General features: G+C 42.7%; 36 protein-coding genes. 29 read left to right on the top strand and 7 right to left on the bottom strand.

The annotated features are described in order from the left end of the window. From QUF73_15050 to QUF73_15040, 3 genes are all read left to right on the top strand, one after another. Nucleotides 1-768 carry a thiazole synthase gene (locus QUF73_15050; GenBank protein MDM5227520.1) on the top strand — a complete coding sequence of 256 codons (768 nt, stop codon included), beginning with the start codon at nucleotides 1-3 and terminating at the stop codon, nucleotides 766-768. Next, on the top strand, nucleotides 765-1,784 hold the full coding sequence (locus QUF73_15045) for a MoeB/ThiF family adenylyltransferase (GenBank protein ID MDM5227519.1): 1,020 nt from the start codon (nucleotides 765-767) through the stop codon (nucleotides 1,782-1,784). Before QUF73_15050 ends, QUF73_15045 begins: the two co-directional genes overlap by 4 nt. A 110-nt stretch (nucleotides 1,785-1,894) precedes the next feature. After that, entirely contained in the window at nucleotides 1,895-2,398 is a 504-nt protein-coding gene (locus tag QUF73_15040; protein ID MDM5227518.1) for a VOC family protein, read from the top strand. 50 nt (nucleotides 2,399-2,448) lie between these two features. On the opposite strand, the gene QUF73_15035 is transcribed toward QUF73_15040, so the two are convergent. Next, entirely contained in the window at nucleotides 2,449-2,826 is a 378-nt protein-coding gene (locus QUF73_15035; GenBank protein MDM5227517.1) for a VOC family protein, read from the bottom strand. Between the two features lie 141 nt (nucleotides 2,827-2,967). Between QUF73_15035 and QUF73_15030 the strand changes: the two genes are divergently transcribed. Next, entirely contained in the window at nucleotides 2,968-3,327 is a 360-nt protein-coding gene (locus QUF73_15030; GenBank protein ID MDM5227516.1) for a hypothetical protein, read from the top strand. Nucleotides 3,328-3,353: 26 nt separating this feature from the next. Here the strand turns inward: QUF73_15030 and QUF73_15025 are convergent, their stop codons facing one another. Next, nucleotides 3,354-3,485 (bottom strand): hypothetical protein, encoded by a 132-nt coding sequence (locus QUF73_15025; protein ID MDM5227515.1) that lies wholly within the window; start codon nucleotides 3,483-3,485, stop codon nucleotides 3,354-3,356. Nucleotides 3,486-3,703: 218 nt separating this feature from the next. Here QUF73_15025 and QUF73_15020 point away from each other — a divergent pair, with 218 nt between their 5' ends. Together QUF73_15020 and QUF73_15015 are read left to right on the top strand one after the other, a co-directional pair. After that, complete coding sequence (locus QUF73_15020) at nucleotides 3,704-3,907, top strand: helix-turn-helix transcriptional regulator (GenBank protein ID MDM5227514.1); 204 nt, start codon at nucleotides 3,704-3,706, stop codon at nucleotides 3,905-3,907. A gap of 67 nt (nucleotides 3,908-3,974) precedes the next feature. Further along, nucleotides 3,975-4,301: a permease gene (locus tag QUF73_15015; protein MDM5227513.1), complete on the top strand. Its 327-nt coding sequence runs from the start codon at nucleotides 3,975-3,977 to the stop codon at nucleotides 4,299-4,301. 98 nt (nucleotides 4,302-4,399) lie between these two features. Here QUF73_15015 and QUF73_15010 read toward each other — a convergent pair whose 3' ends face one another. Beyond that, the gene (locus QUF73_15010) at nucleotides 4,400-6,118 is read right to left on the bottom strand and encodes a HAMP domain-containing sensor histidine kinase (protein ID MDM5227512.1); all 1,719 of its coding nucleotides are present in this window, start codon (nucleotides 6,116-6,118) and stop codon (nucleotides 4,400-4,402) included. Further along, entirely contained in the window at nucleotides 6,105-6,821 is a 717-nt protein-coding gene (locus QUF73_15005; GenBank protein ID MDM5227511.1) for a response regulator transcription factor, read from the bottom strand. Before QUF73_15005 ends, QUF73_15010 begins: the two co-directional genes overlap by 14 nt. Before the next feature lie 103 nt (nucleotides 6,822-6,924). On the opposite strand from QUF73_15005, the gene QUF73_15000 reads away from it, so the two are divergent. The 5 genes from QUF73_15000 to QUF73_14980 all read left to right on the top strand — a co-directional run bounded on the left by QUF73_15000 (nucleotide 6,925) and on the right by QUF73_14980 (nucleotide 11,665). Continuing rightward, entirely contained in the window at nucleotides 6,925-7,662 is a 738-nt protein-coding gene (locus QUF73_15000) for a hypothetical protein (protein ID MDM5227510.1), read from the top strand. Continuing rightward, nucleotides 7,662-8,567, top strand: a complete 906-nt coding sequence (locus QUF73_14995; GenBank protein MDM5227509.1) for an ABC transporter ATP-binding protein — start codon at nucleotides 7,662-7,664, stop codon at nucleotides 8,565-8,567. The genes QUF73_15000 and QUF73_14995 overlap by 1 nt, the downstream gene beginning before the upstream one ends. Before the next feature lie 16 nt (nucleotides 8,568-8,583). After that, nucleotides 8,584-9,078, top strand: coding sequence for a PH domain-containing protein (locus QUF73_14990; protein MDM5227508.1), 495 nt, complete (start codon nucleotides 8,584-8,586; stop codon nucleotides 9,076-9,078). Further along, complete coding sequence (locus QUF73_14985; protein ID MDM5227507.1) at nucleotides 9,075-10,529, top strand: PH domain-containing protein; 1,455 nt, start codon at nucleotides 9,075-9,077, stop codon at nucleotides 10,527-10,529. The genes QUF73_14990 and QUF73_14985 overlap by 4 nt, the downstream gene beginning before the upstream one ends. Before the next feature lie 80 nt (nucleotides 10,530-10,609). Then, the gene (locus QUF73_14980; GenBank protein ID MDM5227506.1) at nucleotides 10,610-11,665 is read left to right on the top strand and encodes a serine hydrolase; all 1,056 of its coding nucleotides are present in this window, start codon (nucleotides 10,610-10,612) and stop codon (nucleotides 11,663-11,665) included. Between the two features lie 124 nt (nucleotides 11,666-11,789). Here the strand turns inward: QUF73_14980 and QUF73_14975 are convergent, their stop codons facing one another. After that, entirely contained in the window at nucleotides 11,790-11,984 is a 195-nt protein-coding gene (locus QUF73_14975) for a hypothetical protein (protein MDM5227505.1), read from the bottom strand. Between the two features lie 213 nt (nucleotides 11,985-12,197). Here QUF73_14975 and QUF73_14970 point away from each other — a divergent pair, with 213 nt between their 5' ends. From QUF73_14970 to QUF73_14915, 12 genes are all read left to right on the top strand, one after another. After that, the gene (locus QUF73_14970; protein ID MDM5227504.1) at nucleotides 12,198-12,866 is read left to right on the top strand and encodes a response regulator transcription factor; all 669 of its coding nucleotides are present in this window, start codon (nucleotides 12,198-12,200) and stop codon (nucleotides 12,864-12,866) included. After that, entirely contained in the window at nucleotides 12,863-14,224 is a 1,362-nt protein-coding gene (locus QUF73_14965) for a HAMP domain-containing sensor histidine kinase (GenBank protein MDM5227503.1), read from the top strand. Before QUF73_14970 ends, QUF73_14965 begins: the two co-directional genes overlap by 4 nt. Before the next feature lie 321 nt (nucleotides 14,225-14,545). Beyond that, nucleotides 14,546-15,418 (top strand): DUF1259 domain-containing protein, encoded by an 873-nt coding sequence (locus QUF73_14960; protein MDM5227502.1) that lies wholly within the window; start codon nucleotides 14,546-14,548, stop codon nucleotides 15,416-15,418. A gap of 334 nt (nucleotides 15,419-15,752) precedes the next feature. Then, entirely contained in the window at nucleotides 15,753-16,664 is a 912-nt protein-coding gene (locus tag QUF73_14955) for an ABC transporter ATP-binding protein (protein MDM5227501.1), read from the top strand. Beyond that, nucleotides 16,661-17,371: an ABC transporter permease gene (locus QUF73_14950; GenBank protein ID MDM5227500.1), complete on the top strand. Its 711-nt coding sequence runs from the start codon at nucleotides 16,661-16,663 to the stop codon at nucleotides 17,369-17,371. Before QUF73_14955 ends, QUF73_14950 begins: the two co-directional genes overlap by 4 nt. Next, nucleotides 17,372-18,103, top strand: a complete 732-nt coding sequence (locus QUF73_14945; GenBank protein MDM5227499.1) for an ABC transporter permease — start codon at nucleotides 17,372-17,374, stop codon at nucleotides 18,101-18,103. Between the two features lie 125 nt (nucleotides 18,104-18,228). After that, entirely contained in the window at nucleotides 18,229-18,894 is a 666-nt protein-coding gene (locus tag QUF73_14940; GenBank protein MDM5227498.1) for a Yip1 family protein, read from the top strand. Further along, a complete protein-coding gene (locus tag QUF73_14935; protein ID MDM5227497.1) occupies nucleotides 18,895-20,013 on the top strand; it encodes an efflux RND transporter periplasmic adaptor subunit in 1,119 nt (372 codons plus the stop codon). Then, on the top strand, nucleotides 20,010-20,702 hold the full coding sequence (locus QUF73_14930) for an ABC transporter ATP-binding protein (GenBank protein ID MDM5227496.1): 693 nt from the start codon (nucleotides 20,010-20,012) through the stop codon (nucleotides 20,700-20,702). The genes QUF73_14935 and QUF73_14930 overlap by 4 nt, the downstream gene beginning before the upstream one ends. After that, nucleotides 20,699-21,892 carry an ABC transporter permease gene (locus QUF73_14925; protein MDM5227495.1) on the top strand — a complete coding sequence of 398 codons (1,194 nt, stop codon included), beginning with the start codon at nucleotides 20,699-20,701 and terminating at the stop codon, nucleotides 21,890-21,892. The genes QUF73_14930 and QUF73_14925 overlap by 4 nt, the downstream gene beginning before the upstream one ends. A 121-nt stretch (nucleotides 21,893-22,013) precedes the next feature. Further along, nucleotides 22,014-23,021, top strand: coding sequence for an EAL domain-containing protein (locus tag QUF73_14920; protein MDM5227494.1), 1,008 nt, complete (start codon nucleotides 22,014-22,016; stop codon nucleotides 23,019-23,021). A 261-nt stretch (nucleotides 23,022-23,282) separates the two neighbouring features. After that, nucleotides 23,283-23,570, top strand: coding sequence for a hypothetical protein (locus QUF73_14915; GenBank protein MDM5227493.1), 288 nt, complete (start codon nucleotides 23,283-23,285; stop codon nucleotides 23,568-23,570). A 118-nt stretch (nucleotides 23,571-23,688) separates the two neighbouring features. On the opposite strand, the gene QUF73_14910 is transcribed toward QUF73_14915, so the two are convergent. Next, nucleotides 23,689-24,036, bottom strand: coding sequence for a general stress protein (locus QUF73_14910; GenBank protein ID MDM5227492.1), 348 nt, complete (start codon nucleotides 24,034-24,036; stop codon nucleotides 23,689-23,691). Between the two features lie 162 nt (nucleotides 24,037-24,198). Here QUF73_14910 and QUF73_14905 point away from each other — a divergent pair, with 162 nt between their 5' ends. Further along, the gene (locus QUF73_14905) at nucleotides 24,199-24,717 is read left to right on the top strand and encodes a GNAT family N-acetyltransferase (protein MDM5227491.1); all 519 of its coding nucleotides are present in this window, start codon (nucleotides 24,199-24,201) and stop codon (nucleotides 24,715-24,717) included. A 59-nt stretch (nucleotides 24,718-24,776) separates the two neighbouring features. Then, a complete protein-coding gene (locus QUF73_14900; protein ID MDM5227490.1) occupies nucleotides 24,777-24,932 on the top strand; it encodes a DUF1540 domain-containing protein in 156 nt (51 codons plus the stop codon). A gap of 74 nt (nucleotides 24,933-25,006) precedes the next feature. On the opposite strand, the gene QUF73_14895 is transcribed toward QUF73_14900, so the two are convergent. Beyond that, nucleotides 25,007-25,276: a hypothetical protein gene (locus QUF73_14895; protein ID MDM5227489.1), complete on the bottom strand. Its 270-nt coding sequence runs from the start codon at nucleotides 25,274-25,276 to the stop codon at nucleotides 25,007-25,009. A 251-nt stretch (nucleotides 25,277-25,527) separates the two neighbouring features. On the opposite strand from QUF73_14895, the gene QUF73_14890 reads away from it, so the two are divergent. From QUF73_14890 to QUF73_14875, 4 genes are all read left to right on the top strand, one after another. Beyond that, complete coding sequence (locus tag QUF73_14890; GenBank protein ID MDM5227488.1) at nucleotides 25,528-25,980, top strand: GNAT family N-acetyltransferase; 453 nt, start codon at nucleotides 25,528-25,530, stop codon at nucleotides 25,978-25,980. 21 nt (nucleotides 25,981-26,001) lie between these two features. Further along, complete coding sequence (locus tag QUF73_14885; GenBank protein ID MDM5227487.1) at nucleotides 26,002-26,175, top strand: hypothetical protein; 174 nt, start codon at nucleotides 26,002-26,004, stop codon at nucleotides 26,173-26,175. After that, complete coding sequence (locus QUF73_14880) at nucleotides 26,175-26,336, top strand: hypothetical protein (GenBank protein MDM5227486.1); 162 nt, start codon at nucleotides 26,175-26,177, stop codon at nucleotides 26,334-26,336. The genes QUF73_14885 and QUF73_14880 overlap by 1 nt, the downstream gene beginning before the upstream one ends. Before the next feature lie 83 nt (nucleotides 26,337-26,419). Beyond that, on the top strand, nucleotides 26,420-26,560 hold the full coding sequence (locus QUF73_14875) for a hypothetical protein (protein ID MDM5227485.1): 141 nt from the start codon (nucleotides 26,420-26,422) through the stop codon (nucleotides 26,558-26,560). Nucleotides 26,561-26,601 lie beyond the last annotated feature (41 nt).

The following is a 26,601-nucleotide window of genomic DNA, read 5'->3' as shown; positions in this document are numbered from 1 at the left end:
TTGTTGAAAATTGGCCCATATGAATTTAGCTCTCGGCTGCTGCTTGGAACAGGAAAATATCCAAACTTTGATGTGCAAAGGGAAGCTGTAGAAGCTTCGGAAACAGAGGTGCTTACCTTTGCTGTACGACGTATGAACATTTTTGAAGCGAACCAGCCCAACTTTTTGGAAAAGCTGGATTTAAAGAAATATAAATTACTCCCTAATACGGCAGGAGCAAGTACAGCTGAGGAGGCTGTCCGAATAGCGAGGCTATCCAAAGCTTCCGGGCTCTGCGACATGATTAAGGTTGAGGTTATTGGATGCAGCAAAACACTTCTTCCCGATCCAATAGAAACGATTAAAGCAGCGGAAATCCTATTAGACGAGGGATTTATTGTTCTGCCCTATACTTCTGATGATGTCGTACTTGCCCGAAAACTTGAAGAACTAGGCTGCCATGCGGTCATGCCATGTGCTTCGCCAATTGGTTCAGGACAGGGAATCATTAATCCTGTTAATCTTCAATTTATTACAGAGCAGGCTACAGTGCCGGTTATTGTGGATGCTGGAATTGGGAGCCCGGCAGATGCGGCATTGGCAATGGAGCTGGGAGCAGATGGAGTTTTATTAAATACGGCTGTCTCCTCTGCCGATGATCCTGTTAAAATGGCAAAAGCAATGAAACTCGCCATTGAAGCAGGGAGGCTGGGCTATGAAGCTGGCCGGATGCCCCAAAAACGTTATGCATCAGCAAGCAGCCCGGCGGAAGGAATGGTTTTTAGTTGAATGAACGATACTCCCGCCAGATGTTATTTCCTCCGATTGGCAAAGAAGGACAGAAAAAGCTGAGGGAAAAACACACTTTAATTATAGGGGCTGGTGCATTAGGGGCTGCAAATGCAGAAACTCTCACAAGGGCAGGTGTCGGCAAATTAACCATTGCCGATAGGGATTATGTGGAGTGGAGCAACCTGCAGCGCCAGCAGCTTTATTGTGAAGAAGATGCTGTTCGAAAAGCCCCAAAAGCGATAGCAGCTGCTAACCGCCTGAAAGCCATCAATTCAGAGGTTCAAGTTATCGCCCGTATTATGGATGTAGGAGTACAGGAAATTGAAGAGCTGATTGAGGGTGTTGATTTAATCATTGACTCAACAGATAATTTTGACATTCGCTTTCTGATCAATGATATCTCTCAAAAGCACCGAATTCCCTGGGTATATGGAGGCTGTGTGGGGAGCTATGGTTTAAGCTATACCATCTTGCCTGGGGTGTCACCGTGCCTGAATTGCCTGATGGACAAATTGCCATTGGGAGGAACCACCTGCGATACGGCTGGTGTTATTCAGCCGGCTATTCAAATGGTTGCAGCTCACCAGTCTGCTGAGGCCTTAAAAATATTGGCAGAGGACTTAGAATCCTTACGCGGCACGCTTGCTTCCTTTGATTTATGGAAAAATCATTTTAGTTCTGTTAATGTTTCTTCCTTAAAGGATCCGCAGTGCTTATCGTGCGGGACCAATCCCGTTTATCCCTTCCTGGATTACAGAAATCAGACAAAAACAGCGCTGCTTTGCGGGAGGGATACCGTTCAAATCAGGCCTTCAGCCCTTCAAGATATGGATGTTGCTTATCTGGAAAAATCCCTGGTCTCTCAAGGAATCAATGTAGAGAGCAACCCTTATTTGCTCTCATTTTCGATCGATCAAGCCAGATTGGTTGTATTTAAGGATGGAAGAGTGCTGGTTCACGGGGTAAGAGACATTCTCCAGGCCAAGAACCTGTATCATCGTTTCCTGGGATAATGAGTTTAGCCTGTTGCTAAGAGTGACAGGCTTTATTGACTAATATTAATTATCAAACTCAAAATTAGGCTAAAATGAAGTTGAAGAGCATCTAAACAGGAGTTGATAGCATGAAACATAAAATCCAAAAAATCACACCAAACTTATGGTTCAATACAGAAGCTGAAGAGGCAGCAAACTTTTATACTTCGATTTTTAAGAACTCAGCTATCAGCAAGATTACCCGCTATGGGAACGAAAGGCACGAACTTAGCGGCAAGACAGAGGGAAAGGTTATGACTGTGAAATTTCAGCTGGAAGGGCAGGAGTTTACTGCTCTGAATGGCGGGCCAAAGTTTAGGTTTAATGAGGCTATATCATTTATAGTCAATTGTGAGAATCAAGAAGAAATAGACTACTATTGGGAAAAGCTCTGTGAAGGCGGGGACATAAAGGCACAGGCTTGCGGCTGGCTTAAGGATCGGTTTGGCGTATCATGGCAAATCGTACCTGCAGAGTTAAGCGAAATGATCAGCAGCCATGATCCTGAAAAAACGGAGAGAGTAATGAAGGCATTGCTCCAAATGGAGAAAAAAATTGATTTGGATATTTTGAAAAAAGCATTTGAAGGCTAAGAGATATAAAACCTGTCCGCTCAGCTTATGCAGGACAGGTCTTGATTGAATTACTTATCCTCTCTTAATAAGTAATTATTTCCATCCTGGTCTTTAAACGTGAACATAGTTCCGAAAGGCATTTTTAACATATCCTCAACTTCCACACCATTCTGTTTCATTTGTTCATAGGCAGCTTCAATATCTGCTGTACTGAAAAGAATGGATGGATGGGCAACTGCAGATGGGTTCTGCTGTTCCATGGCTGCCTTTGAATAAAGAACTAAAGTCGTAAATTCATCATCGCTTGGTCCCACTTCTATCCAAGAAGCATTTGGGCCCATAGGCTGTTCGAGCTTCAAGACAAACCCCATTTTATTCAGCCAAAAGTCCTTTGCCTGTTCCTGGTCCTCAACGTATACTGTGATTTTTCCAATTTTATTAATCATATTAAGATCTCCTTTGATTCCATTTTTATAATAAGGATTTTATCAGTCCATGGCGGCAAAAACAATTTCAGTATAATATGGTTCGCTTGAATTTATTCATAATTGGAGATAATTACTGTAAACATTGAGAGGAGAGGGACTATGAACATTGATTCCGTACGGTTCACCGATCCTCCTATCCATCATCAATTTCCGCCATTATATGAGAACTTGGGGCTTCCTGAGGTCTCTTCTTACATAGAGCAAAATTATGAATTTGATTTTACTGCAGGAAAAACAAAAAGAACTGGGCATGGAAGCATTCGAATTTATAAGCAATATGCAGAGTTTAAGGTGATAATCTCTGAAAAATTGACCGGATTCGGACCAAAAAGGCTTGAAAAGCTGGAGAGTCTGCTGATGGAGGAGGTTAAAGATCGCTTTATTAACAACATACAATCCGAAACTCAAGCACGCAAAGTATACCACATGCATTTTGGCCGTAACGCCAGGAATGAATAGGGACAGCTTAAACTGTCCCATATGGCTCACTTGGTGTTGTCTCTTTGAGCTTTTAACGCGATTCTTTCGAGGCCATTTTCTCTGTCATCCGCATATTCCGTATCCTTTGGAAGTGCATTATTCTTATGATCTGATTGGTTTTTCTTATCCTTTGCCATGATTTTCACCCCCTTTATAGTCATTAAGGCATCTGCGTTTTTAGTTTGCATTCTTTTTATGAGGCTATGCCTAAAGTTTGTTGGACACTCAGGGGAATAAAAAAATTAAAACATAGAGAAGCTTCTCTGGTATGCTGTATTTTTTTGTTAATGATGTAAAGTTTACTTGACGTAAAGGGAATTTTACATTAATCTGCACTTAGGATGAGGTGAACGAATTGGAAAATAACTTAGTCGAGTTTCGAAAAAGGCATGGCTATTCACAGGATAGGCTGGCAGCTAAACTCGGAGTCTCCAGGCAGACAGTAATATCCATAGAGAAGGGGAAGTATTATCCCTCCCTCCCGCTTGCATTTGAATTGGCAAGGACGTTTAATACCACAATTGAAGAATTATTTGTTTATGAAGGAAAGAAAGAGTAAAGGGGGAGCCGGATTGAAGGAACGGTATCGAATTACATTTTTACTTTTGGGAGTATTCTTTTTGGCGATGAGCGGTTTTATCATCTATGCAGGGGTTACGGCTGATTCTGCCCCGCCATCTGAGTCTTACATTATGATTGGAATGGCGGTTATGTGTTTTTGTTTAAGCTATCTGTATCCTCAATTCAAACAGAAAGATGAGCGGATGAAGCTGATCAGGGAAAAAGGAATGTTTGCCTCTTTTTTTGCCATGATGATGTATTTAATTGTTTTTAACATAGGGCTGAAGTTGGATCTGATTTTATTAACGGCAAGTGCAGCCGTGAATATTTTATCCACTTTGCTTATTTGTACCGTGTTTTTATCATTTGTTATTTATTCAAGAATTTATTGATAAAAGATGGCAGCTGCAGAACCCAAAAATTTCAATCAATCGTTTGATTGAAATGCAATATACAGCAAAAGAGTGCACTCTGCACTCTTTTTTATGTGTTAATTGACTGGCAGCATAATCCGGATGAGGGTGCCGTTTTGAGGCTTGCTTTGAACATTGATGGTACCTCCATGGAGGTGGACAAGCTGTTTGGTGATGGCCATGCCTAGTCCTGATCCGCTTCCGGTTTCGCCTGTATGGGTTCCTCTATAGTAGCGGCTGAAGAGCTTTCCGAGTGTGGCGCTGTCCATGCCGATGCCATCATCCTTAATGTTAATGACAATTAGATGTTCTTCTATGGAAGAGAGGATAACGGAAATGGCTGTGCCTGGCGGGTTATATTTAATCGCGTTGGCTATGATATTATCCATAATCCGCTGAAACCATTTGGGATCAATGGAAGCTGTTATGGATTCAGGATGCGGAATGAAATGGAATGTTCTGTCCTGATAGACTGGATCATTAATGTAATGAATGATGATTCGGCGAATAAATTCGTTTAAGTCGGTCGGCACTTTGGCAATTGGGAGAGCATTGTTCTTTAGACGGTAAGTTAAAGTTAAGTCCTCCAGCAGGTCCATCATGTAATCCGACTTTTCAGCCATAATGAGGGCGAACTCCTTTGTTTCCTTTTCGGACCATGTGTAATCATTTGTGGCAAGCATTTGAGCATATCCGGAAATGGAGGATAGCGGAGTTTTTAAATCATGGGAAAGGCCGCTGATCCATTCTTCTCTTGTATTGGCCATCATCCGCTGCTGCTTCTCATTTTGCTGAAGAGTTTCGGTAAGCTGTGTTAAGGTTGTAATCAATTCCTTATAAATACGGAACTTTCTTTTCAATTTTCCTTTTCTGCTGAGTGTTACCGGATTGCCATGGACATCTGCAGGCTCCTGATACAGCCCGCTCCCCAGGTTTTGAATCCATTTCATTAATGTCAGCAGAGGAACACCGAATTTGCGTGCATACCAGAGAGTTCCGCCCAGAAGCAGCAGAAATGCCATGACAAAAATGATCATGAGACTTCTATTTAGACTTTCAAATAAACTTTTTTCCATAGTGGAAGCCTTATTGTCAGCGGGAATCCCTAACAGGATGGCACTTTCTGTGTTTTGGTCAAAGTATACTGCTGGTGTGCTGCCTTCCGTATCCTGTTCTGCGAATAGCTTTCTGACTGAGTATTTGTTCGGCTGATTGTTGGCTTCATACTCATCCACTACATTACCTGCAGGAGCAATAAGCTGGACCCAGGCATTTCTCCTGGATAATTCGTCCTCTACGATTTCAGAAAGGTTCAGCTTCTGTTGTTTCCAATCCACACGTGGGGATATTTGATCTAGAAGTTTAGTCGCAGCCTTGGCCTTTCCAAAAAGGACAAAATGCGGTTTAGTGCCGATCTTCCAATATGTATAATGGGCTTCACTGCTTTCCCCATAAGTAATGGCGGCGATTTCACTTTTCTTTAACTTTTTAGGAGCTTTATCCGGCATATTGAAAGTACCCAGAACATCCCCGGTTTCATTAATGGCAAGGAGCCATCCATTCTGTTCCTTTGCCAGGCTTTTCAATTCCTCTTTAAAAACAGCCTTCCCGTCTTTAAAGCTAACATGGTCAGATACAAAATAATCTTCTGCTTTGGAGAGATCCTGTTTGGATTCGAAATCCATCATTGAAAAACCAAGAAAAGCCCAAAAGGAAATCAGAATGATAAAAAAGAGCACAAAAACGGTAATTAATTGGACAAAAAATTGAAAGATGAATCGTCTATGGATGTTCATAAATGCTGCCTTCCGGAACAAATTTATAGCCAAGTCCCCTTACAGTAATAATGTGGCAGGGGCTGCTTGGATTGCTTTCAATTTTCTCCCGGAGCTTTCGGATGTGCACCATGACCGTGTTGTCCTCTCCAAATCCTTCTTCTCCCCATACATGCTCATATAGCTGGCTCTTGCTGAAAAGCTGATTGGGATGTTTGCTTAAGAATAGGAGAAGCTGGTAGACTTGCGCTGGCAGGTCTATCCTTTTCCCGGAAACAGTAACTTCCCCTGCTGAAGTATTGATCTTAATTCTGCCAAAATCATAGATTGTCTGTACGGGAACAGGCTGACTTCCTTTATGTCGGCGCAAGTGTGCTTTAATTCGCGCAGCTACTTCAAGCGGATTAAAGGGCTTGGTAATATAATCATCTGCTCCAAGGGCAAATCCTGAAAGTTTATCAAGGTCAGTAGAGCGTGCAGTCAGAAAGAAGATGGGGGCATCTGTCGTTTCCCTTATTAAAGGACAAATATCAAAACCGCTGCGGTCAGGGAGCATCACATCCAATAGAATGAGATCATAGGTATTGGCCCGGCAGCGCTCTAATGCTTGTGCGGCAGTAGAGGCGGTATCTATATTTCTGAATTGTTCACGCTGCAAAATCGTGCATAGCATGTGCAAAATAGCTTGTTCGTCATCAACAAGCAGTAATCTTGAATCTTGCATGGTTATTCTCCTAATCTAGTTTGTTCAAACCTATCATATCACTCTATTTCCAAAAATATAGGAATTAAGGAAAAATTAAGGTAGTATTTCAGGGCGGTTAAGATTGACGGTATATACTTTAATCAGAATCAAGCTGAAGGGAGCATGGAAAATGTTTGTGATGTGCAAGAGAGAGTTTATAAGTCTTTTTAAAGGGATTAAATCCATTATTATGATTGCCATATTATTTGCAGTATCGTATTATGCGTCGAAGTTTTCCAGTGTACTATCATCTGGAGTGGAACTGACTGCAGGCGAGGCTGAGGATATCCACACGATCGGTCTTTTAAGTATCATTTTGCTGCTTGGACAATTATTTGTGTTCGGTTTGTCCCACGACACAATAAACAGAGAAATCCATGAGCGTACAATGAGGTTTCTGGTGACAAGGGCATCACGCTCTACTATATTATTCGGTAAATTCCTTGGGATATGGTTGTTCTGGCTGGTCTGCATTGTGGTGTCTTTTATGCTAATCAGTATCTTTTCCAAGAAGTTTGATCTGTTTATTTTTTCCCAGACGATGAGTCTGGTGACTTACCAGGCAGCTTTAGCTGTCCTATTGTCCGTGCTTATCCCTAGACCTGGATATACCATGTTTTTAGGCAACATTCTGGGACTGATGCTTCCGGCTTTTGGATTTTGGGCTGCTTTTTCTCCAAATGGCTGGGTAAACTGGATGAAATACTTTATCCCTTTTTACTATTTGGAGCGGGATGATTTTACTTTCTTAGTCATACTGGGATTAGCAGGTATGATGCTGCTGGCTGCAAATGCTGTTTTTAGAAGGAGGGAATGCTAATGAATGCCATCGAAGCGAAACAGCTCTCAAAAGCCTATGGTGCGCATCAGGTGGTCATGGGAATGGATTTAGCCGTAAGGAAAGGCGAGATATTTGGGTTTCTCGGACGTAACGGTGCAGGTAAATCCACCTTTATTAACATGCTGACAGGCATCATTTCCTCCAGCAGCGGAACATATTCACTTCTTGGGGTTGAGGGTCCTGATAGCAAGGTGATGAAAAGAGTGGGGGTTATGCCGGATTATTCATCTCTCTATGGGGCATGGACCGCTCTGGATCATTTACGCTTTTTCTCAGAGCTATCGGGCGCCAGGGCTTCAAAAGAGAAATGTCTGGAGGTTCTGAGAAGTGTTGATCTTTTATCAAGTGCAAATAAGAAAGCAGGCAAGTTCTCCTTTGGCATGAAAAAGAAGCTGGGGATTGCTCAGGCTATTATTCATGATCCGGAACTGATATTTCTTGACGAGCCTACATCGGGCATGGATGCGGAATCTGTTATTCTCATTCACCGTCTCATTATAGAGCTTCAAAAACAGGGGAAGACGGTTTTTATGACATCGCATAATCTGGATGAAGTGGAGAAGATTTGCTCAAGGATTGCCATTATGCGGGATGGAATAATTGATAAGATTGGAACGATGGAAGAGTTACGGGCCTTTTACCGGTCAACCATAACAGTCAAAATAAAACACTCCACCGTGCCAAAGCAGGAACAAGCTAAGCTGAAGCAATGGCTTGAGTCAGCTGGCAGCCTGCTTGAACATGGGGATGCTTATACAGTGATCACAATCAGCGATGAGAATAAGATTGCTGAAATGATAAGGGCTTTCATACAATGCAAGGCGGATGTTCTGCGGGTGGAAGTTGAAGAGCCATCCCTCGAAGAAATCTTTTTAAATGAATAATAGATGGGAGATCTATATGCATGTAAATATAAAGGAACCTCAAAACAGGGTATCACGGAACGCCATCCGGGTATGGATCATCAGTGAGGCGATCCAAAATATCATCGGATTTGCGGTTCTCGGTGTGTTGTTTTATCTGGATGATCGATTTTCTTGGAAAGAATGGATCGGGTGGATCCTGATCATTTTATTGGCTATATCAATACCAGCGGCAATTTGGTCTTTCATCTCGCCGTATATTCAGTATAGAAGCTGGCGCTATGAAGTGGATGAAGAATACGTCCAGCTGAAGTCAGGGGTGTGGCAGGAAAAGCATCTGCTGATCCCCATGACGAAAATACAATCAGTTGAAACCGTGCAGGGTCCCATTATGAGGAAATACGGCCTATATTCCGTAAGCATGGGGACGATGGGGTCCTCTCATGTAATCCCGGCATTGCCAAAAGAAGAGGCTGTCTCATTAAGAAATAAGATAGCCAAACTTGCCAAAGTAAAGGAAGAGGACGAATGAAGCAAGCCAGAAGATTTCATTCGCTTCTTATATTGTTTGGACTCATTCAATTACTAAGAAATTCAGCTTTTATTGCCCTCTTTTTATTTGTGATGAAAGCCGGCTCCCAATCCTTTTTGATTGAATGGGGACGGAAGCTTTTCCTTCCTTTTATTGCTTTGGCTGCTGTGTATGTTCTCATAGATTGGCTATCAAATAAGTATGAAGTGGACGATGCTTATATCCATTTATCCAAGGGAATCTTTGTCCGCTCCAAGAGAACTGTACCATTTACTAAAGTGCAAAATATACAGAGACATACGTCTCTGACTCACCGGCTATTTGGAGTCACATCCCTTACCTTTGAAACAGGAATGGATGGAAGTGAGTCTGCGGTGGAGTTTAAGGTAATTTCCTTAAAAGAAGCGAACTGGCTGGAAGGGACAGTTTCAGCGAAAACGGAGGCAGAAGTGCCGGAAGTGAGTGAAAAAACACTGCATTTTTCTCCCGGAAAAAAAGATCTTATAAAAGCGGCCTTTACATCGCTAAGCTTTTTTGTACTGCTTTCTTTAATAGCTTCTATTTATACAAAAGCATCTGACTTTATTGATCTGGAAGAAAGAGGAATGGGTTTTTTGATGGGATTCCTGAATTCCTGGCAGGTGCAGGCTGCTGCAATCATCTTTTTTCTGATTATATCAGTATTGGCAGGTTTCTTGCGGACTTATATCAAGTATGGGAAATATGAAATATTCTCTGACGAAACCAGCATTTATATCCGCAAAGGATTCTTAGAAGAGACTTCCTTTTCTATTTCAAAAGATCGAGTCCAGGCAATTGAGATCAAGCAGAATATGATGAAACGTTTGACCGGAGTAGCTGAAGTGAAATTGGTGACATCAGGTGATGTTTCGGAAGGAGATGAAAGGGAAGGCATAAATTCGCTATTTCCTTTTCTGCCAGTTGATCGGGCCTGCAAAATAGCGGAGGAGATATTGCCTGCCTATGAAATTTTACAGAAGATGCATCCGCTTCCGAAAAAGGCCCTATGGGCAAGCTTATTAAAGCCAAGCTGGTTATGGATCTTATCAACAGCTGCCCTGGTTTATTTCAAGCCTGAATTTCTGAATATTGAAGAAACCTGGCTGGCAGGTTCAACCCTTCTCTTTTCCTTAATTGTCTTTGTACGAATCGCTGGGTATACAAATGCCCGTTATTTGATCAACGGCCCTTTTATTCAATTCAAAACCGGCATTGTTGGCACTCGGTTATTTATCTCGAAAAGAAGCAAGGTTATTGAGGCAGAAGTAACGGCAACACGATGGCAAAAGCTGTTTGGGCTTGCCTCCATACAGACAGTGAACCGAGGTAAGCCTGTTCAGCATGCCAGTGTGGAGAATGTGCCAGCCGATGTGGCTTCATCTTTCTATTCCTGGTATAAGAGCCGCAGGGAGGAAGTTCAAATTAAATAGGATTTTCTGCCATGAAAATGAAACCTCCATGATTACCTTTCGTATTTAAATAGTACAACGTAATCATGGAGGTTTTCTTTTTGAAGATGATGTGGGTAATCACAGGAATAGTTCTTATTTTGGCAGCAGCAGCTTGGGCATTATTCATGTATCTAAAGGGGAAAAGCAGCGGTAATCCTGAGTCAGTCATCGGGTATGTGCAGGCACACAGGCACACAGACAGTATGGCTTTGGTTATTCGGCATAATGATAAAGAGTGGGTTAATATCAATGAGAATGTGCCGCTTCCTTTAGCAAGCACGGTTAAAATTATAGTGGCAATTGAATATGCGCGTCAGGCAGCGGAGGGAGAAATAGATCCCCAGGAAAAAGTAGATTTAAAGACTTTGGAAACGTACTATGTTCCTAAAACAGATGGCGGAGCCCACCAGGCGTGGATTGATGGTCTTTCTGAAGAGGTGGAAAGTGTTTCTCTAAGCGAAGTAGCAAATGGGATGATCGCTTACAGTTCGAATGCAAACACCGATTACCTGCTGAATGTCCTGGGAATTGAAAATGTGAATAGACTTGCTGACGATTTGAAGCTTGCCAGTCATGAAAAGATGTATCCGATTGTCAGTGCCCTTTTTATCCCAATGAAGCTGATGGAGGAAAAGGGATTCACAAAAGAAGAGGCGCTTAAGGAATTGAAGGGCATGAGTCTTGAGGAGTATCGAAGCAGTGCTATAGACATCCATCAGAAATGGGAAAGCCATCCGCCACTTGAAAAAGGTAAGAAGGAAATATTAAAGGTTCTCGATATGGATTTTCAAAAAGTATGGTCCGACAGGCTTCCGCGTGCTTCTGCTGGTGATTATGCAGAGCTTATGAGACTATTAAACAGTAAAAGCTATTTTTCCAAGGAAGTCCACTCTTATCTCGACCCAGTTATGGAGCAGCTGATAAAAAATCCCCGCAACCGGGAGTGGCTTCAGTATGCAGGGCAAAAGGGTGGATCAACAGCCTTTGTTTTTACCATCAGCATGTATGCAACCGATAAAGAGGGCAATCGTACAGAAATGGCTTTCCTTGCAAATGATCTGAGCAATGCGCATTTTAAGGAGCTTTCAAGGAATATGAACAGTTTTCAGCTTTAATTTCTGACAAACAGCGAATTCCGGAACTCTGTAAAGGAGGAGCTGAATTAAGAGCTTCGAAAAAGCATTCGCTGTTAATGGCGAATGTTTTTTTACATAGTAAAAACCCCGCTAAAGAGCGGGGCTAGGTAATGCTTTCTCTCCTCTGGCTGACCCACCAGTCGATGTGATCCAGGTTGAAGACGTACAAATCGCCGTAAGGTCTAAGATGCGGGATGTCCTTATTCTGAATCAGATGATGGATTTTTTCCTCTGTTAGAGGATAGCCAATAGATGCTAAATAAGCTAGCAATTCCCCAATTTGGTAAACTTTTCTCACTTCATCACCTCCCGCTAAAACTCTTTTTGGAAGAATTCTTAGTGGCAGGCAATAAGGTATTGAAAAGCTTAGTTAGTATGTACCCTGTTTATTAAGAAGTAATCATACAATAGTAAGTATCCTAGAATAGCAGGAAGTATTTGTTAGATTCGGGAACTTATAAGATGATGTTCAAAAACAGATTAGAAAAAGATAAATAAAAGGGTGGAGAGTATGGTTCGAATTTTATACATAGAAGACGAAAGCGATATTGGCAGCTGGCTGAAAAATGATTTAGGGGAAAGAGGCTATGAAGTGATCTGGCTGCAGTCTGGAGAAGGTATGGAAAATTATCTTTCTGATGCGGATATTGCTATTTTGGATGTTATGCTTCCGGGGCTTGACGGGTTTTCGCTTGGGAAGCGGATTAAGAAAGTAAAGAATGACATGCCAGTACTAATGCTCTCGGCAAGAACAGCGGTGGAGGATAAGCTGGAGGGCCTGAGCTTTGCTGATGATTATCTGACGAAGCCTTTCCAGCCGGATGAGCTTGCTGCAAGGATTGAAGTGCTGTTAAGGCGATTTCAAAAGAATGATCAGGTGCTGGAGGTGCATCACTTACATGTACATACAAAGGATTTGCGGATTATCGATCGGGAGGCAGACGATGAAATTCAATTGACAGGAAAGCAGTATCAGCTGTTTCAGTACTTCATTCGCCATCTGAATCAGATTCTGACAAAAGAGCAGCTTTACGAAGGCGTTTGGGGAGAACAATATATGGAGGGCGACAAAACCTTGATGGTTCATATCCGCTATCTTCGTGAAAAACTCGAGAAGAACCCTTCCCGTCCTGAAATCATTGAGACCATCCGCGGAATCGGCTACAGGGTGAAGATATGAAAAGGTTTTTCCAATCGCTGCAGGCGAAGTATATGGCGATTATTCTGGTTGCCCTATTTCTGTTTCAGGCAGCTTATTTACTTGTGGCTATGCTGGCTATGGGTCTCCAAGAGGACATTTCAGGAGAAAAAAACAAGAATGAATCCGATCCCAATCATATTGAAGAAAAATGGCATGCGGATGCAGCAGAACTGGAGAATGCCTCAAGTGAAAGCATTCATAGGCTTTTTTCGAATTGGCAAAAGGACTATCCTGATGCTTCGATGTTTTGGGTAGATGAAAAGGGAACCTTGATGGAGCAGCTGGATGTGAAGGGAAATCTGCCAGCTAATTGGACGCCTGCCTTTACAGCGAAGTTTATTAAGGAACGGTATGGCGGAGATCCGTTTACAGTTATAAGCTTTATTGGCGGGGATGAAAAGAACGGTTTTATCGTTCTGGAAATTCCGAGGAATTTATTTCTTCCGCCGTTGGTGCAGGTAACAGAGAAATATGGAATCCTCTTAGGGGCCGGTCTGCTTTTAATCATTTCCCTTTTTATCATCGTTTCCTTTTTATTTTTCCGGGGCATCCGCAAAAGGCTGCTTCATCTCCAGGAGGCGATGGAAAGACGGGATATGGATAATCTGCCCATCAAAATCGATGTGCAAAACAATGATGAAATCGGCCAGCTGGAGCAGACCTTTAATGAGATGATCCTTGAGCTCAAGGAAAGTAAGCAACGCGAGCAGGAGGAAGAGCAGCTGCGGAGGGAGCTGATCGCCAATCTGTCCCATGACCTGCGGACGCCTTTGACGAAAATCAATGCGCAAACATACTCGATTGCAAAGGAGAATCTGTCTCCTGAAGGAAAAGAGGCTGTCAAAGCACTGGAAACCTCGATAGTCAATATTGATAGACTGATTGAGAATTTAATGAGCTACACGCTTTTAATGGCGAGCAAGCATAAGCAGGAGCTGATTGAGCTGGATGCTGTCCGGTTTATTCGGGAAAGTATGGCATCATGGTATCCGGTTTTTGAGAAGAATAATTTTGAAGTGATCATCGAGTTAGAGCCATTTGAAGAGAAATGGCTAGCGGATCCGATGTGGCTGGGCCGTATTTTTGATAACATTCTGCAAAATGTGCTGCGGCATGCAAAGGATGGGCTTTACCTTGAAGTGGCGACTGAATCAACCGATGAGTACGATGCGATTGTTTTTATTGATCATGGGAAGGGGCTGAATAACAGTTCCAATGAAAAAGGAGCCGGAATTGGGTTATCCATTATCGATTTAATGGTGAAGGGGATGAAGCTGGATTGGGAGATGGAATCTGGTGTTAAAGGTACAGCGATAAGAATCAGGAAAATCAAATGAGAGTGATTAGGTGAAGACATTAAGAATAATTATGATTACAGTTAGTAAATTTAATAAGTGAATTAATAGGGAGTCACTCAAACTGTGAGTGGCTTCTTATTGATGAAAAAATATTAATAAATTTTAATTATTTGGAACTAGTCCATTAAAACTTAAATTATATAGGGGGGTAGCTAAATAAGATAGGATTTTGTTAACCAGCTGTATTAGCAGTGAAATACTGTACTTGTGTTACTAAATAATGGTCATGCTCCTGATTTACGATCCAGAATACTATATCTAGAAATATAATGTTCAGGAGATGATTTGCAATTGGATAACATGAACAACACACAGCCAGACGATCTCTGTCAGGAATTTGCCGAAATTCTGGGATCAGTTCCATCTGTCATAAATGGAGTTTGTACTGCGACTAATTCCCGTACAAATATACATCCGGTTGTATTAGGCCGGAGAGCTGAATCCTTTATGTTTGTTCCTCAGGCATATTCTTTTGAAAATTTCGATCGGGACGGCCGGGCATTATGTCTTGGTGAGACAGTCCTCCTGCAGGAGGAAGTTAACCCATTTATGACCAGCTTGCGTGAAGATGGAATCATTGTCACTGCCCTTCATAATCACTGGCTTTTTGAAAATCCAAGGTTAATGTATATGCATTTTGAATCCATTGATGAACCTTTAACTTTTGCCAGAAAAGTAAGAGATGCCCTAGACTTATTAACTACCCGCAATGTTGGAAGATCTGGCAGGGGACAAAGATCATCAAATAGACGAGGCGAAGAACTTTGTGAAGAGTTCAACAGAATTTTGGAAGGCAGCATGAATACATTTGAAAATGGGGTTTGCATTGTAATGAAATCCCGTACAAATATTAGGCCACGCGTTCTTGGCAGGAGGGGGAATTCCTTTTTATTAATTCCTCAAATGTTTGCATTTGAATCCTTGACAGCAGACGGCCGGGCTCTTTGCAGTGGAGAAACGGTGATCCTGCAAGAAGAGATAAACCCATTTATCAGTGAGCTTCGTAAACATGACATTATTGTGACAGGTTTTCATAATCATTGGCTCTTTGATGACCCGAGGCTGATGTATATCCATTTTGAAAAAGTGGAAAAACCAATTCGTTTTGCCAATGATGTAAGAGATGCTCTGGAGGTGCTGACTGAAAAAAAGATATCATCAAATAGTAAATAAAGGAGTCACTTTTTCCGTGTGCTTACGGGGATCTTCCAGTCGAAGATCCTTTTTTATTATTCATGGATTAAGAGCAATAAATTCTTACTCATAAAAAGGTTAAGCAGCCTTTTTTTTGATTCCCTATTTTATTGGCTTGGTTCAAGCACATTGTTAATTTAAACTCTGATTGAAGTACAGGCGCGGGATTTCTGGGAACAGCGGAACCACAATCTGAATTTTAGAACAAAGTTTTGTCAAAATACATAAGCGGTTAGATATTTAAACAAATTTTAAACTTCTCCTGCCTTTGTTTTAACCTTGACTGGCTAAGATGGAAAGTGAGGTGAGAGGAATGAAGTATATCGTAAGAACGGAAAATTTATCAAAGCATTTTGGTCAGGAGCAAGCTGTGTCAGGTCTGGAAATGAAAATACCGAAAGGGGAAATCTACGGATTTCTGGGTCCGAATGGTGCGGGGAAAACGACAACGATCAGGATGCTTTTGGGGCTGATGAAGCCTGATTCCGGCAGGATTGAAATTTTTCAAAAAGACTTAAAGAAAGAGAGACTTTCTATATTGGGACGGGTAGGCTCGCTTGTGGAGTCACCATCATATTATCCGCATTTAACGGCAAAAGAAAATCTGGAAGCAATGAGAAAAATACTTGGTGTGCCGAAACAGAGAATCGCTGAAGTGCTGAAGATTGTCCGGCTGACAGATGCTGGTGATAAAAAAGTAAAGGGCTTCTCACTTGGCATGAAGCAGCGGCTTGGAATTGCTGCCTCGCTGCTGAATAACCCGGAACTGCTGATTCTGGATGAGCCGACAAACGGTTTAGATCCTTCAGGAATTATTGAAATCCGCAATTTAATTAAAAGCCTGCCATCGGAATGCGGGATGACCGTGTTAATCTCCAGTCATTTACTTTCAGAGATTGATCAGATGGCGACAACAGTAGGAATTGTTACGAAAGGGAAAATGATTTTTCAGGATTCAATTGAAGCGATGCGCATGTATGCACAGCAGTCCGTTTTATTAAAGGTCAGCGAGAGCGACAAAGCCTGGCGCTCCCTGCTGGGAAGAGGAATGAAGGCCGGTTTGGATAGTGGCATCATTTCGCTGCCGCAGCAATCGGATGAGCAAGTGGCTGAGGCTGTGCGCGGACTTGTAGCAGATGGATTTTCCGTTTACCGGGTGGAAGAAGAAAAGCGGTCATTGGAAGACATTTTCCTTCAGATGACGAGGGAGGAGCAGGCCGGATGATGGGAAGACTGCTGGCAGCTGAATTTATGAAGATTAAGCGGAAAGGAATCTGGTTCCTGACTGTACTGGGTCCAATTGGGGTAGTAGCCATGCAGATGGTCAATTACGGGGTGCGCAAGGATTATTTGTTCGGGCAGAATGATGACCGGTGGGGATATTATTTGGACAATATCCATTCGTTTACACCGCTTGCGATTGTATTGGGCATCGTAATCCTGACGTCTTTTATGTCGAGCATTGAAAATGAAACGAACGCCTGGAAACAGCTGATTGCATTGCCAGTTTCGAAGATGAGCGTGTATTTATCGAAGTTCACGGTGCTGTCGATCCTGCTTCTGACTTCTTCTGTGCTTTTGATGTTATTCGCGCTTGCTTTTGGATTGTCTCTGAATTTGGGCGGGGAGATTCCGTATACGGGACTGCTGAAATACAGCTTTTATCCTTTTTTTGCGGCATTGCCTGTTTTGGCGCTGCAGCTTTGGGTAGCGACTGTGAGTGTGAACCAGGGTGTGCCAATCACTCTGGGGATTCTGGGTGTAATTCTGACATATGCTGGTTTTACTTTGCCGGATTGGCTGATTTGGAAATGGCCGCTGCTTCTGAATGAGTGGAATGAACCGCTCATCAACGTCCTGCTGGGTGTTGGAACTGGCGTCTTCTTATACGCAGCAGGCATGTTTGATTTTGCGAGAAGGGATGTGAAATAGATGCTGTCTATCTTGAAGTCTGAATGGTTTAAACTGCGTAAATCAAAGATTTTCGGCATTCTTTTAGTAGGACCGCTGATTGGGCTGGGTGCCGGTATTGGGGCAGATACAGCTGAAACGGCGGGGATAATGAATGAATGGTACATGCTTTTGATTTATATGAATTTGCCTTATTCGGTTCTCTTTTTGCCGCTAGTCACAGGAGTTCTGGCAAGCCTTGTCTGCCGGTATGAGCATCAGACCGGGGGCTGGAAGCAGCTTTTGGCGCTGCCTGTCACAAGAGGAAAAGTGTTTGCCGCTAAATATGTGCTGATCCTGCTATTGGTTTTGCTCATCCAGTTATTTTATTTAGCTGCCATTTTGGGAGCAGGATTGTATAAAGGTGTGGCCGATCCGTTTCCGGGAACGATTGTCTGGAAAAGCATATTGGGAGGCTGGGTCGCGACTTTCCCATTAGTCGCACTGCAGCTGTGGATGTCCGTCTGGTTCAAAAGCTTTGCGGCACCTTTTGCGGTCAACGTCGTTTTTACGCTGCCATCCATTCTGGCGATGAATTCCGAGAAAGTGGGCCCCTATTATCCCTGGGCACAGCCGTTTGCAATGATGTATCCAGCGGCAGATACGGGCGATATATTCTTTATCCCATGGGAACAGCTTTTGACTGTTATCGGCGGATTCTTTTTACTGTTTTATCTTGGCGGCTATTTTTATTTTCAGCGGAAGGCTGTGTAGACGGGATACCAGGGGAGAGATCTCCTGGTATTTTTAATGGGTAAATTGTAATTATTTGAAACTTTTTCTATATTATTCCGTAAAGCTATAGTGGAATCATTTTTAATAGAATAGGAGTGTTCTTTATGGAACAAGAAGTAAAAACGAGCAAAGGGAAACCGAGTTTGCTGGGAATGGTTTGGAGTCCGGGGGAGCAGTTTGACCGCATCCGCCAGAACCCGAAGATTTGGGTGCCGCTGATTTTGGTCAGTATTCTGTATGCTGCAGGTATGTTTTTCATGGCCGTGTCGATGGATGCTTCTTACCTTGGGCTTGAAGGCATGAGTGAGGCAGAGGCAGAGATGGTAATGATGTTTTCGAGGGTGGGTGTGGCAATAACAGGAATTTTCACACCTGTATTGGTTGCCCTCATTTCCGGTGGTATTTATATGATTTTCATTAAAATTGCTGGATCAGATGCAACGTTCAAACAGATATTTTCCATGAATATTTATATTCTTGTTATTGGCGGGATCGGCCTTTTGGTCAATATGGCATTAAGAGCCGCGATTGGAGGAAATCCGGAAATATTTATTACTAGTTTAGCAGGATTGATGAACAGCGAGAAGCCAGGGGTCCTGGGCTCTATCGAGTTATTCAGCATCTGGCAGTCTGTTATAACGGCTATTGGCCTTCATCGGGTTGGAGGATTATCAAAAGGCTGGGCTTGGGGCATTGCGATTGCCTTCTTCATCATCGGCATTGTCTTCACTTTAATCAGCAATACCCTTTCAGGAATGACTGGTGTCTAAATGAAAAAGAAAGTTTGGATAGCAATCGGAGTTACGGCTGTGTTTTTGCTGCTGGCTGGCGTTAGCGTCTACAGACAGGCGTTTGCGAAAGGGCCTGAAGTAAAAACCGCCCATCCGGTTCAGGAGGAAATTAAAGAGCAGATCATGATTCCGGGCACGGCAGAGCTGATGAATGAGCAGAAAATATATGCATCTCCTGAAAAAGGCGAAATAAAGGAGTTCCTGGTGGAAGAAGGGGATTCTGTAAAAAAAGGAGAGGTACTGGCCAAATTTGATGAACAGGCTATGGAGCTTGAACTGGAAAAAGTCAAGCTTCAGGCTGAATCAGGCTATTTAAAAATCAGCCAGCTGGAAAAACAGGAAGACCAGCTGGCTGATAAGGAAAAAGAGCTGCGCAAACAGGCTGGTGAAAAGGAAGCAGATAAACAGATACAGCCTGAAATGGATCAGTTGAAACTGGAAAAGCGATTGGCGAATCTGGAATTAAGCCAGGTGCTTTTGCAGAAGAAAGATGTTGAAAAACGCCTTGGAGAATTAGAGGTTAAAAGCACAATGGATGGAGTGGTGCTACAGGTGAACAAGGAAGCCTCCTCCGATCCGGCTTCGGCAGGAAAACCTGTCATTTATGTTGGCGATTTAAAAGCGATCGGCGCATCCGGCTTACTTTCAGAATTCGATTCATTAAAGGTGAAAGAGGGGCAAAAGGTGACTCTCAGGTCCGATGCGATTCCTGAAAAGGAATGGAAAGGCGATGTCATCGAAGTAGCTGATATGCCGGAAGAGAATCAGGGAATGAACCCTGCCGAAAATAGTGCGCCACAGTATCGGGTGGAGATAACAGTGAAGGAAATGTCCCTAAAACCAGGTTTTCAGCTCATAATGGAAATCGAAACGGATAAGAAGAAGGCGCTGACTGTTCCGGCAAACTCGGTTATAACCGGAGACAGCAGTGTATATGTATTCGTGGTCAGGGATCAAAAAAGCTATAAACAGGAAGTGGAGACAGGTGTCGCTTCCGGGAATAAAATCGAGATAACAAGCGGCCTCAATGAGAAGGATTTGATTATCACTAATCCATCAGATCAGCTGAAAGACGGCATGGAAGTGGATGCGAAATGATTGATCTTAAAGGCATAACCAAGTCCTATCAGGCGGGAAAAGAAAGAATTGAAGTTTTAAAAGGGATTAATCTGAGCATTGAGCAAGGTGATTCTGTGGCAATTATGGGGCCATCCGGATCGGGAAAGTCGACGCTTATGAATATTATAGGATGCCTGGATTTGCCGACAGAAGGAATATATGAACTGGATGGTGAGAACATATCACATTACTCGGAAGCAGAGCTGGCAAAGGTCAGAAATCAATCGATCGGGTTTGTGTTTCAGCAGTTTCACCTGCTTCCAAGGCTGACGGCTATTCAAAATGTAGAGCTGCCGATGATTTATAGCGGCCTTGCAAAAAAGGAACGATTAGAAAGGGCGGAAGCCGCACTGGTCAAAGTGGGTCTTGCTGATCGGATGGAGCACTTGCCAAATGCCTTATCAGGAGGTCAGAAGCAGCGGGTTGCCATCGCCAGAGCGATTGTGAACGAACCGAAAATCATATTGGCGGATGAACCAACAGGTGCTCTTGATACGAATACAAGCGCCTCCATTATGGAACTGTTCAGTGAGCTGAACCATGAAGGGTCAACTATTGTAATGGTTACACATGAACCTGAGGTTGCAGAGTATGCCCATCACACAATTATGGTGAGGGATGGGCTGATTGTGTCCGCAGAACCCTCCCGCAGGGGGGCGCCTACATGAGTTTTTTAGAAAATATCAAAATGGCACTTAGTTCATTGAAGGCGCATAAAATGAGATCGATTCTAACGATGATTGGGATCATCATTGGTGTTGGGGCTGTCATTATTGTAGTCGCAATCGGCCAGGGCGGAGAAGCGATGCTGAAGACGCAGCTGACAGGTCCCGGCAATACAGTGGAGCTGTTTTATCAGCCTTCTGACGAGGAAATTCAGGCAAACCCAAACATATTTAATGAAGCTCCTTTTGATGGGGAAGATATCAATGCACTGGAGCAGATTCCAGAGATTAAAAGAGTAGTTGCTTCAAGCTCACAGTTTTCACAGGCTTCTTTTGGGGAAAAAAAGGCAGAAACATCGACAACAGGAGTAGGTCCTGCCTATTTTGAGCTGAACAATGTTGATATGGAGAAAGGGCGGTCCTTTACGGCTGCAGATTTCCTTGGCGGACGCAGGGTGGGGCTTGTCAGCTATTCCATGCAGGAGGAGCTCTTTGATGGCAAGTCGCCGGTTGGCGAAGTGATCCGGATTGGGAACCAGCCGATAGAGATCATTGGCGTCATGGAAAAGCCGACAGGGCTCTTTTCATTCGGTGTACTGGAGATTTATGTGCCTACTAAAACATGGCAGACTATTTATGGGAAGAGTGACTTTACCCAGGTGACGCTTCAGGCAGAATCCGCTGATCAGCTTCAGACGGCCGGAAAGAAGGCTGCTAACTTACTTAACAAGATGCATAATACAGAAGAATCTTATATGGTCATCAACATGGAAGAAATGGCAGAAGGAATCGGCCAGATTACAAAGGTCATGACACTAATCATCGGCAGTATCGCCGGTATCTCGCTATTTGTCGGCGGAATTGGGGTCATGAATATCATGCTCGTATCTGTAACGGAAAGAACGAGGGAAATCGGCATCCGAAAAGCACTCGGAGCGACCAGGGGGCAAATCATGGGACAGTTTTTAATCGAATCTGTCACGCTGACCTTAATTGGAGGAGTGCTGGGAATCCTGCTGGGCTGGGGTTCGGCATCTCTGATTTCATTCTTTGCAGGCTGGCCGTCACTCATTTCCTGGCAGGTCGTCGCAGGCGCCCTTTTCTTCTCAATGGCAATCGGTATCATCTTCGGTCTGCTGCCGGCTAATAAAGCTTCGAGGCTGAGTCCGATTGAATCTTTGCGGTATGAGTAATTCTTTATGAGGCTATCTTCGGCTGAGGCTGGGGATAGTCTTTTTTGTGGAGACAATTATTGTATCCTAAAACTGGTAATATAGTAAAATAGAACTATTGCATAATAAGGGTGTGCTTAGGATGAGCTGTAATGCTTGTGTGGTGCAGGAATTGCGCTTTGAGGTGAAGGCAGAAGGAGAACAGAATTGCCGAATGCTTTCAAGTGTTGTTGATCATTTGGAGCGAAAAGGCGTTTTGATGGAAGCTGAAGCAGACCGGTTCGTGGTGAAGGAAGGCGGTATGCGGGATTTTCTTGATTTTTGCAGGGACCATATGGATGCAGCAGGGGTTAGTTTCCGAATGGACAAAGAGGAATGGAGTCCCATTGCTGCAGCTGCTGATATCCTTGATAGCCAGTGGATTGATGAAGTGATTGCCAATGGGCTGGTTACCTGCCATGCGCAGCCGATTTTAACAGGGGATGAAGAAGTGTTCGCTTATGAAATGCTGGCGAGATTTTATCGGGAGGATGGATCGGTCATTTTTCCGGGAGAAATCTTTGGAGCAGCCAGAAAGCGAGGAAGGCTATATGCCCTGGACCGCTTGTGCCGGATGACGGCGGTCAGGTTTGCTTCGTATATTGACAAAAAGGCATTCATAAATTTTATCCCGACAAGCATTTACTCGCCGGAGTTCTGCCTGAAATCAACCGTCCAGCTTGCGAACCGATTAGGGATGGATCCGAGTCAGCTCGTATTTGAGGTAGTGGAAACCGATAAAGTGGAGGATACGGATCATTTGAAAAGGATCCTGGCTTATTATAGGGAAAAAGGATTCCGCTATGCACTGGATGATGTGGGTGCTGGGTTCAGCACGGTTGAGTTATTGAGTGAGCTGCAGCCGCATTATATGAAGCTGGATATGAAATACGTCCAGGGCGTGTCAAAAGATCCAGATCAACAGAAGACTGCGGAAGCTTTTTTGCAGCAGGCATTGAGACTGGGATCGGTTCCGCTTGCTGAAGGGATCGAAACCCGGGAAGACTTTGAGTGGCTCCGGGACAGGGGATACCAGCTTTTTCAGGGATATCTGTTTGGAAAACCTGCTCCAATTGCAGAAAAAGAGTTGAAAATCCCTTCCGAGTGCTGAATTTTGCAGGAATGGACCAGTTTTCTTTCGAAAAAAGATTCATTTAAAAGATTTATGTGCGGATAGCTGAAATATATGTGCACATAAAATTTTTTCTGTGCGGATAGACAAGATTTGTGTGCGGATAAAAAAATTTATGTGCGTTCAGCTTGTTTGATGGCACTTCCTGCATTAGGACCAGAAGCTTTATCATGTTTATCATCCGGGGATAGGGGAATAGTCTTAATAGAAACATAATACTGCAAAAGGAGATGACATCACATGAAATATAAAAATCTACTACTATCGATTCCATTAGGAGCAGGAATAATGCTAGCAGGATGTGCTTCTGAGCAGGACCCGCCTCCTGAAGATGAGGAAAACATGGAAATGGAAAATCAGGAAGATAACCAGGAACCAGATGTAACGGAAGAGCCTAGTGAAGAAAATATGGATGAAGAAGAACCGGATATGGATGAAGAACCTTCTGAAGAACAGGGAGGCTCCGGTATGGATGAAGAAGAGCCAGATATGGATGAAGAGCCGTCTGAAGAGAATAATAATCAATAAATAAACCTGACCTGGAAACAGCATCCGATACGGATGCTGTTTTCGCGCAGAAAAAAGTCAGCAGTATAAAAAGGTGCAAAGGGTGATTACCCTTTGCACCAGTTAAATTTATTATGATTTAGTATCCTAAGAAGCTGCTTTGGTTATCATCTTTGCAAATCAGCAGAATTTTGCCTTCATCGAGTGTTTTTTCATATGATTCAGCTTCAGCTTGAGATAATCCAATTTCCTCCATTTTAGAACGAAGTTCATCTCCCTGGCTTTGGAACATGTTTTTGAAAGCTGTCCCCAGTCCAGTTTCATCCACGCCAATTTTTTTAGCTTCAGAGTGGTCGGCTACCGTATCTGTTACGCTATCATCATGGGCAAGAACGAACACTTCATTTTCTGAGACGCCTCTGCCATGCAAAGAGTTGGCTGCCTGAACAGCTTCATCCATTGTATTATACTCTTTTACTAATGCCATTTTAACCTCTCCTTGTCTATTTGGGATACATAGTATATATACACTTTATTAATTATGAATAAACATAAATGAGGCATACAAATGAAAGATTGCCAGATTTAGAGGAGATTTTTTTGAAAAGAAGAATACTTTCCTTATAAATTATTAATAGGAGAAAAGACTATGGACATTAAAACAAAGAGATTAACCGTAAGGAAGTTCAAGTCAGATGACTGGCAGGCAGTTTATGAGTACACCTCAAATCCAGAAGTAATGAAATTCATTCCAGGTGGTATTTTTACAGAAAAAGCTGCTAATGAGTTTATCCATAAAAATACAGAAAAAGCAGAGCATTTTCCCGTTCTTTTAAAAAATGAAGAGGTACTGATTGGCCATATTGCTTTTCATAAGTATTTTGGTGATCATACATTTGAAATTGGCTGGGTGTTTAATCCGAAGTTTTATAATAAAGGCTACGCATCAGAAGCAGCATATGCAGTGCTGAAATATAGCTTTGAAGAGCTTGGCATTCACCGGATTATTGCAACCTGCCAGCCCGAGAATCCGCCATCTTACCGGGTGATGGAGAAAATCGGCATGAGGCGGGAAGGCTGCTTCAAAAAGTGCATTCCTCATGACGATGAGTGGTGGGATGAATATTATTATGCGATTTTGAAAGAAGAGTGGAACATAAATAACTAAACAAGCAAGTATATCACCATCCTGTCTGGCTAAAAATAATAAAACAGGAGGTGATATACATGGCTAAAGATGTTCTTTGTGAAGTAAATAACTGCACTTATTGGGAACAGGGAAATAAGTGTGGTGCAGAAGCTATTTACGTTGTCAGCCATAAAGGCAAGCAGGCGTCCAATAGCAAAGAGACAGACTGTAAAACGTTTGAACCAGAAGTTTAAGCTAAAGGGTAACCGATTTGGTTACCTTCTTTATTTATTATTGATAATAATTATCAGTTTCATTCAAAAAATTTTCATCTTGCTGATTCTTTTGTTTTTCGAAGAGGCGTCAGTTTTTTCATGTTTTTAAAAATCTTATAGTGGGCAGTGCCTATTTTTTCTTCAACATAATCCAATGAAAAATCACCCGATGGATCAGATAGTTCCCCAATCGCACGTGAAAGGTCATCAATCACTGTTCTGTATGAGTCATTCTTCTTATGGTCTTCCTTTGAATTCATTTCTACCATAATGTCGTGAGCAAGGCTTTGAATTCTCCGTAAACGAATTTGCTTCGCTGGCATATTATCGCATCCTCCCCTTTTTTGCTGAATCAATATATTATATATGGCCTTTCTATAGAAAAAATAACTGAATTCCCATGTGCGCATTAATTGGAATATTATAGTATAATGAGTAGGTATGTATTTTTCTGGCAATTTAGAAAAGGAGGCGTTCATTATGCCAAATACAAATTTAGTTATTATGGATAAAAATAAGGGGAGAACGCCTATTAAATCAGCGGTTCCCCAAAATGTGAAAAGGGGAAATTAATATGAATACTGGCAAAGTGAGAATTGAAGAAGTAACAGCAGATAATTGGTATAAATGCTGCCTGCTGGAACTTGCAGAGGAACAAAAAGCCCATATGGAGCCAAATGCTGTTTCCATTGCGCAATCTAAATTTGAAACAGCGTTGAGGCCGTATGTGATTTACTTGGAAGATAAAGCTGTCGGCTTCTTAATGTTTAATACATGTATAGAAGAGTTGGATGCTTACTGGATTTATCGGATTATGGTTGATAAGGAGCACCAAGGCAAGGGAATAGGCAAAAAAGCGACGGATCTGATGATCGCGGAGATGGCGAAACTGCCGAATGCGAAAAAACTTGCTGTAGGCTACCATCCTGAGAATCTTGGGGCACACAAGCTTTATGCAGGTTTGGGGTTTGCAGATCACGGCCACCGTTTTGGGAAGGAAATGGCGGTTGTGAAAGATTTAGGCTAGTGGAACAGGTGGGGATAAGCAATGAAAATGGGAATGGCCCTGTTTATAGGAGGGCTGATTTTGTTTATGTCCGGCATCCTTCTGTCTGCCTATTGGACTGTCGCCGGCAGTTTCATGGGGATCTTCGGAGGCATGATGATGGGGTGCTCTTCTTATTTCCTTGCGAAACTGGACAGAGGGCAGGTTAAGCGATAATGGAATTTATGATATTTTTATTTGTATTCTTTATTTTTCTGGCAATCAGTTCAGTAATGAATGTTTTATTCAAAATGACCGAAAAGAAACACTGGGGCATGTCACTGCTGCTGAGCCTGGTGTTAACTGTCATTGCCATTGCCATTTTGGGGATTAAATAGAGATTGAAGCCGGGCATTGTTGTGTATAAAAATGCTTGGAAAACACAAACTTTAGGGATCCTATTACGAAAAGGTGATGAAAAATGGATAAACAATATCATTTTGCGAATTTGTCCGATGGGGATCTGCAGCAGGTGCATAATCTGGAAAAGCGCTTAAGTGAGGAAAAGGGAGAAGAAGTCATTCTCATTGCTTATCATGATCAGAAAGAGAACAATAAATAAAAAGATTAGAAACCCCCAGACAGAGATTGTAAATTAAATCG

The sequence above is a fragment of the Cytobacillus sp. NJ13 genome, assembly GCA_030348385.1.
Classification (GTDB): Bacteria; Bacillota; Bacilli; order Bacillales; family Cytobacillaceae; genus Cytobacillus.
The sequence above is the reverse complement of the archived record's forward strand: the minus strand, read 5'-3'. Positions and strand labels throughout refer to the sequence as shown.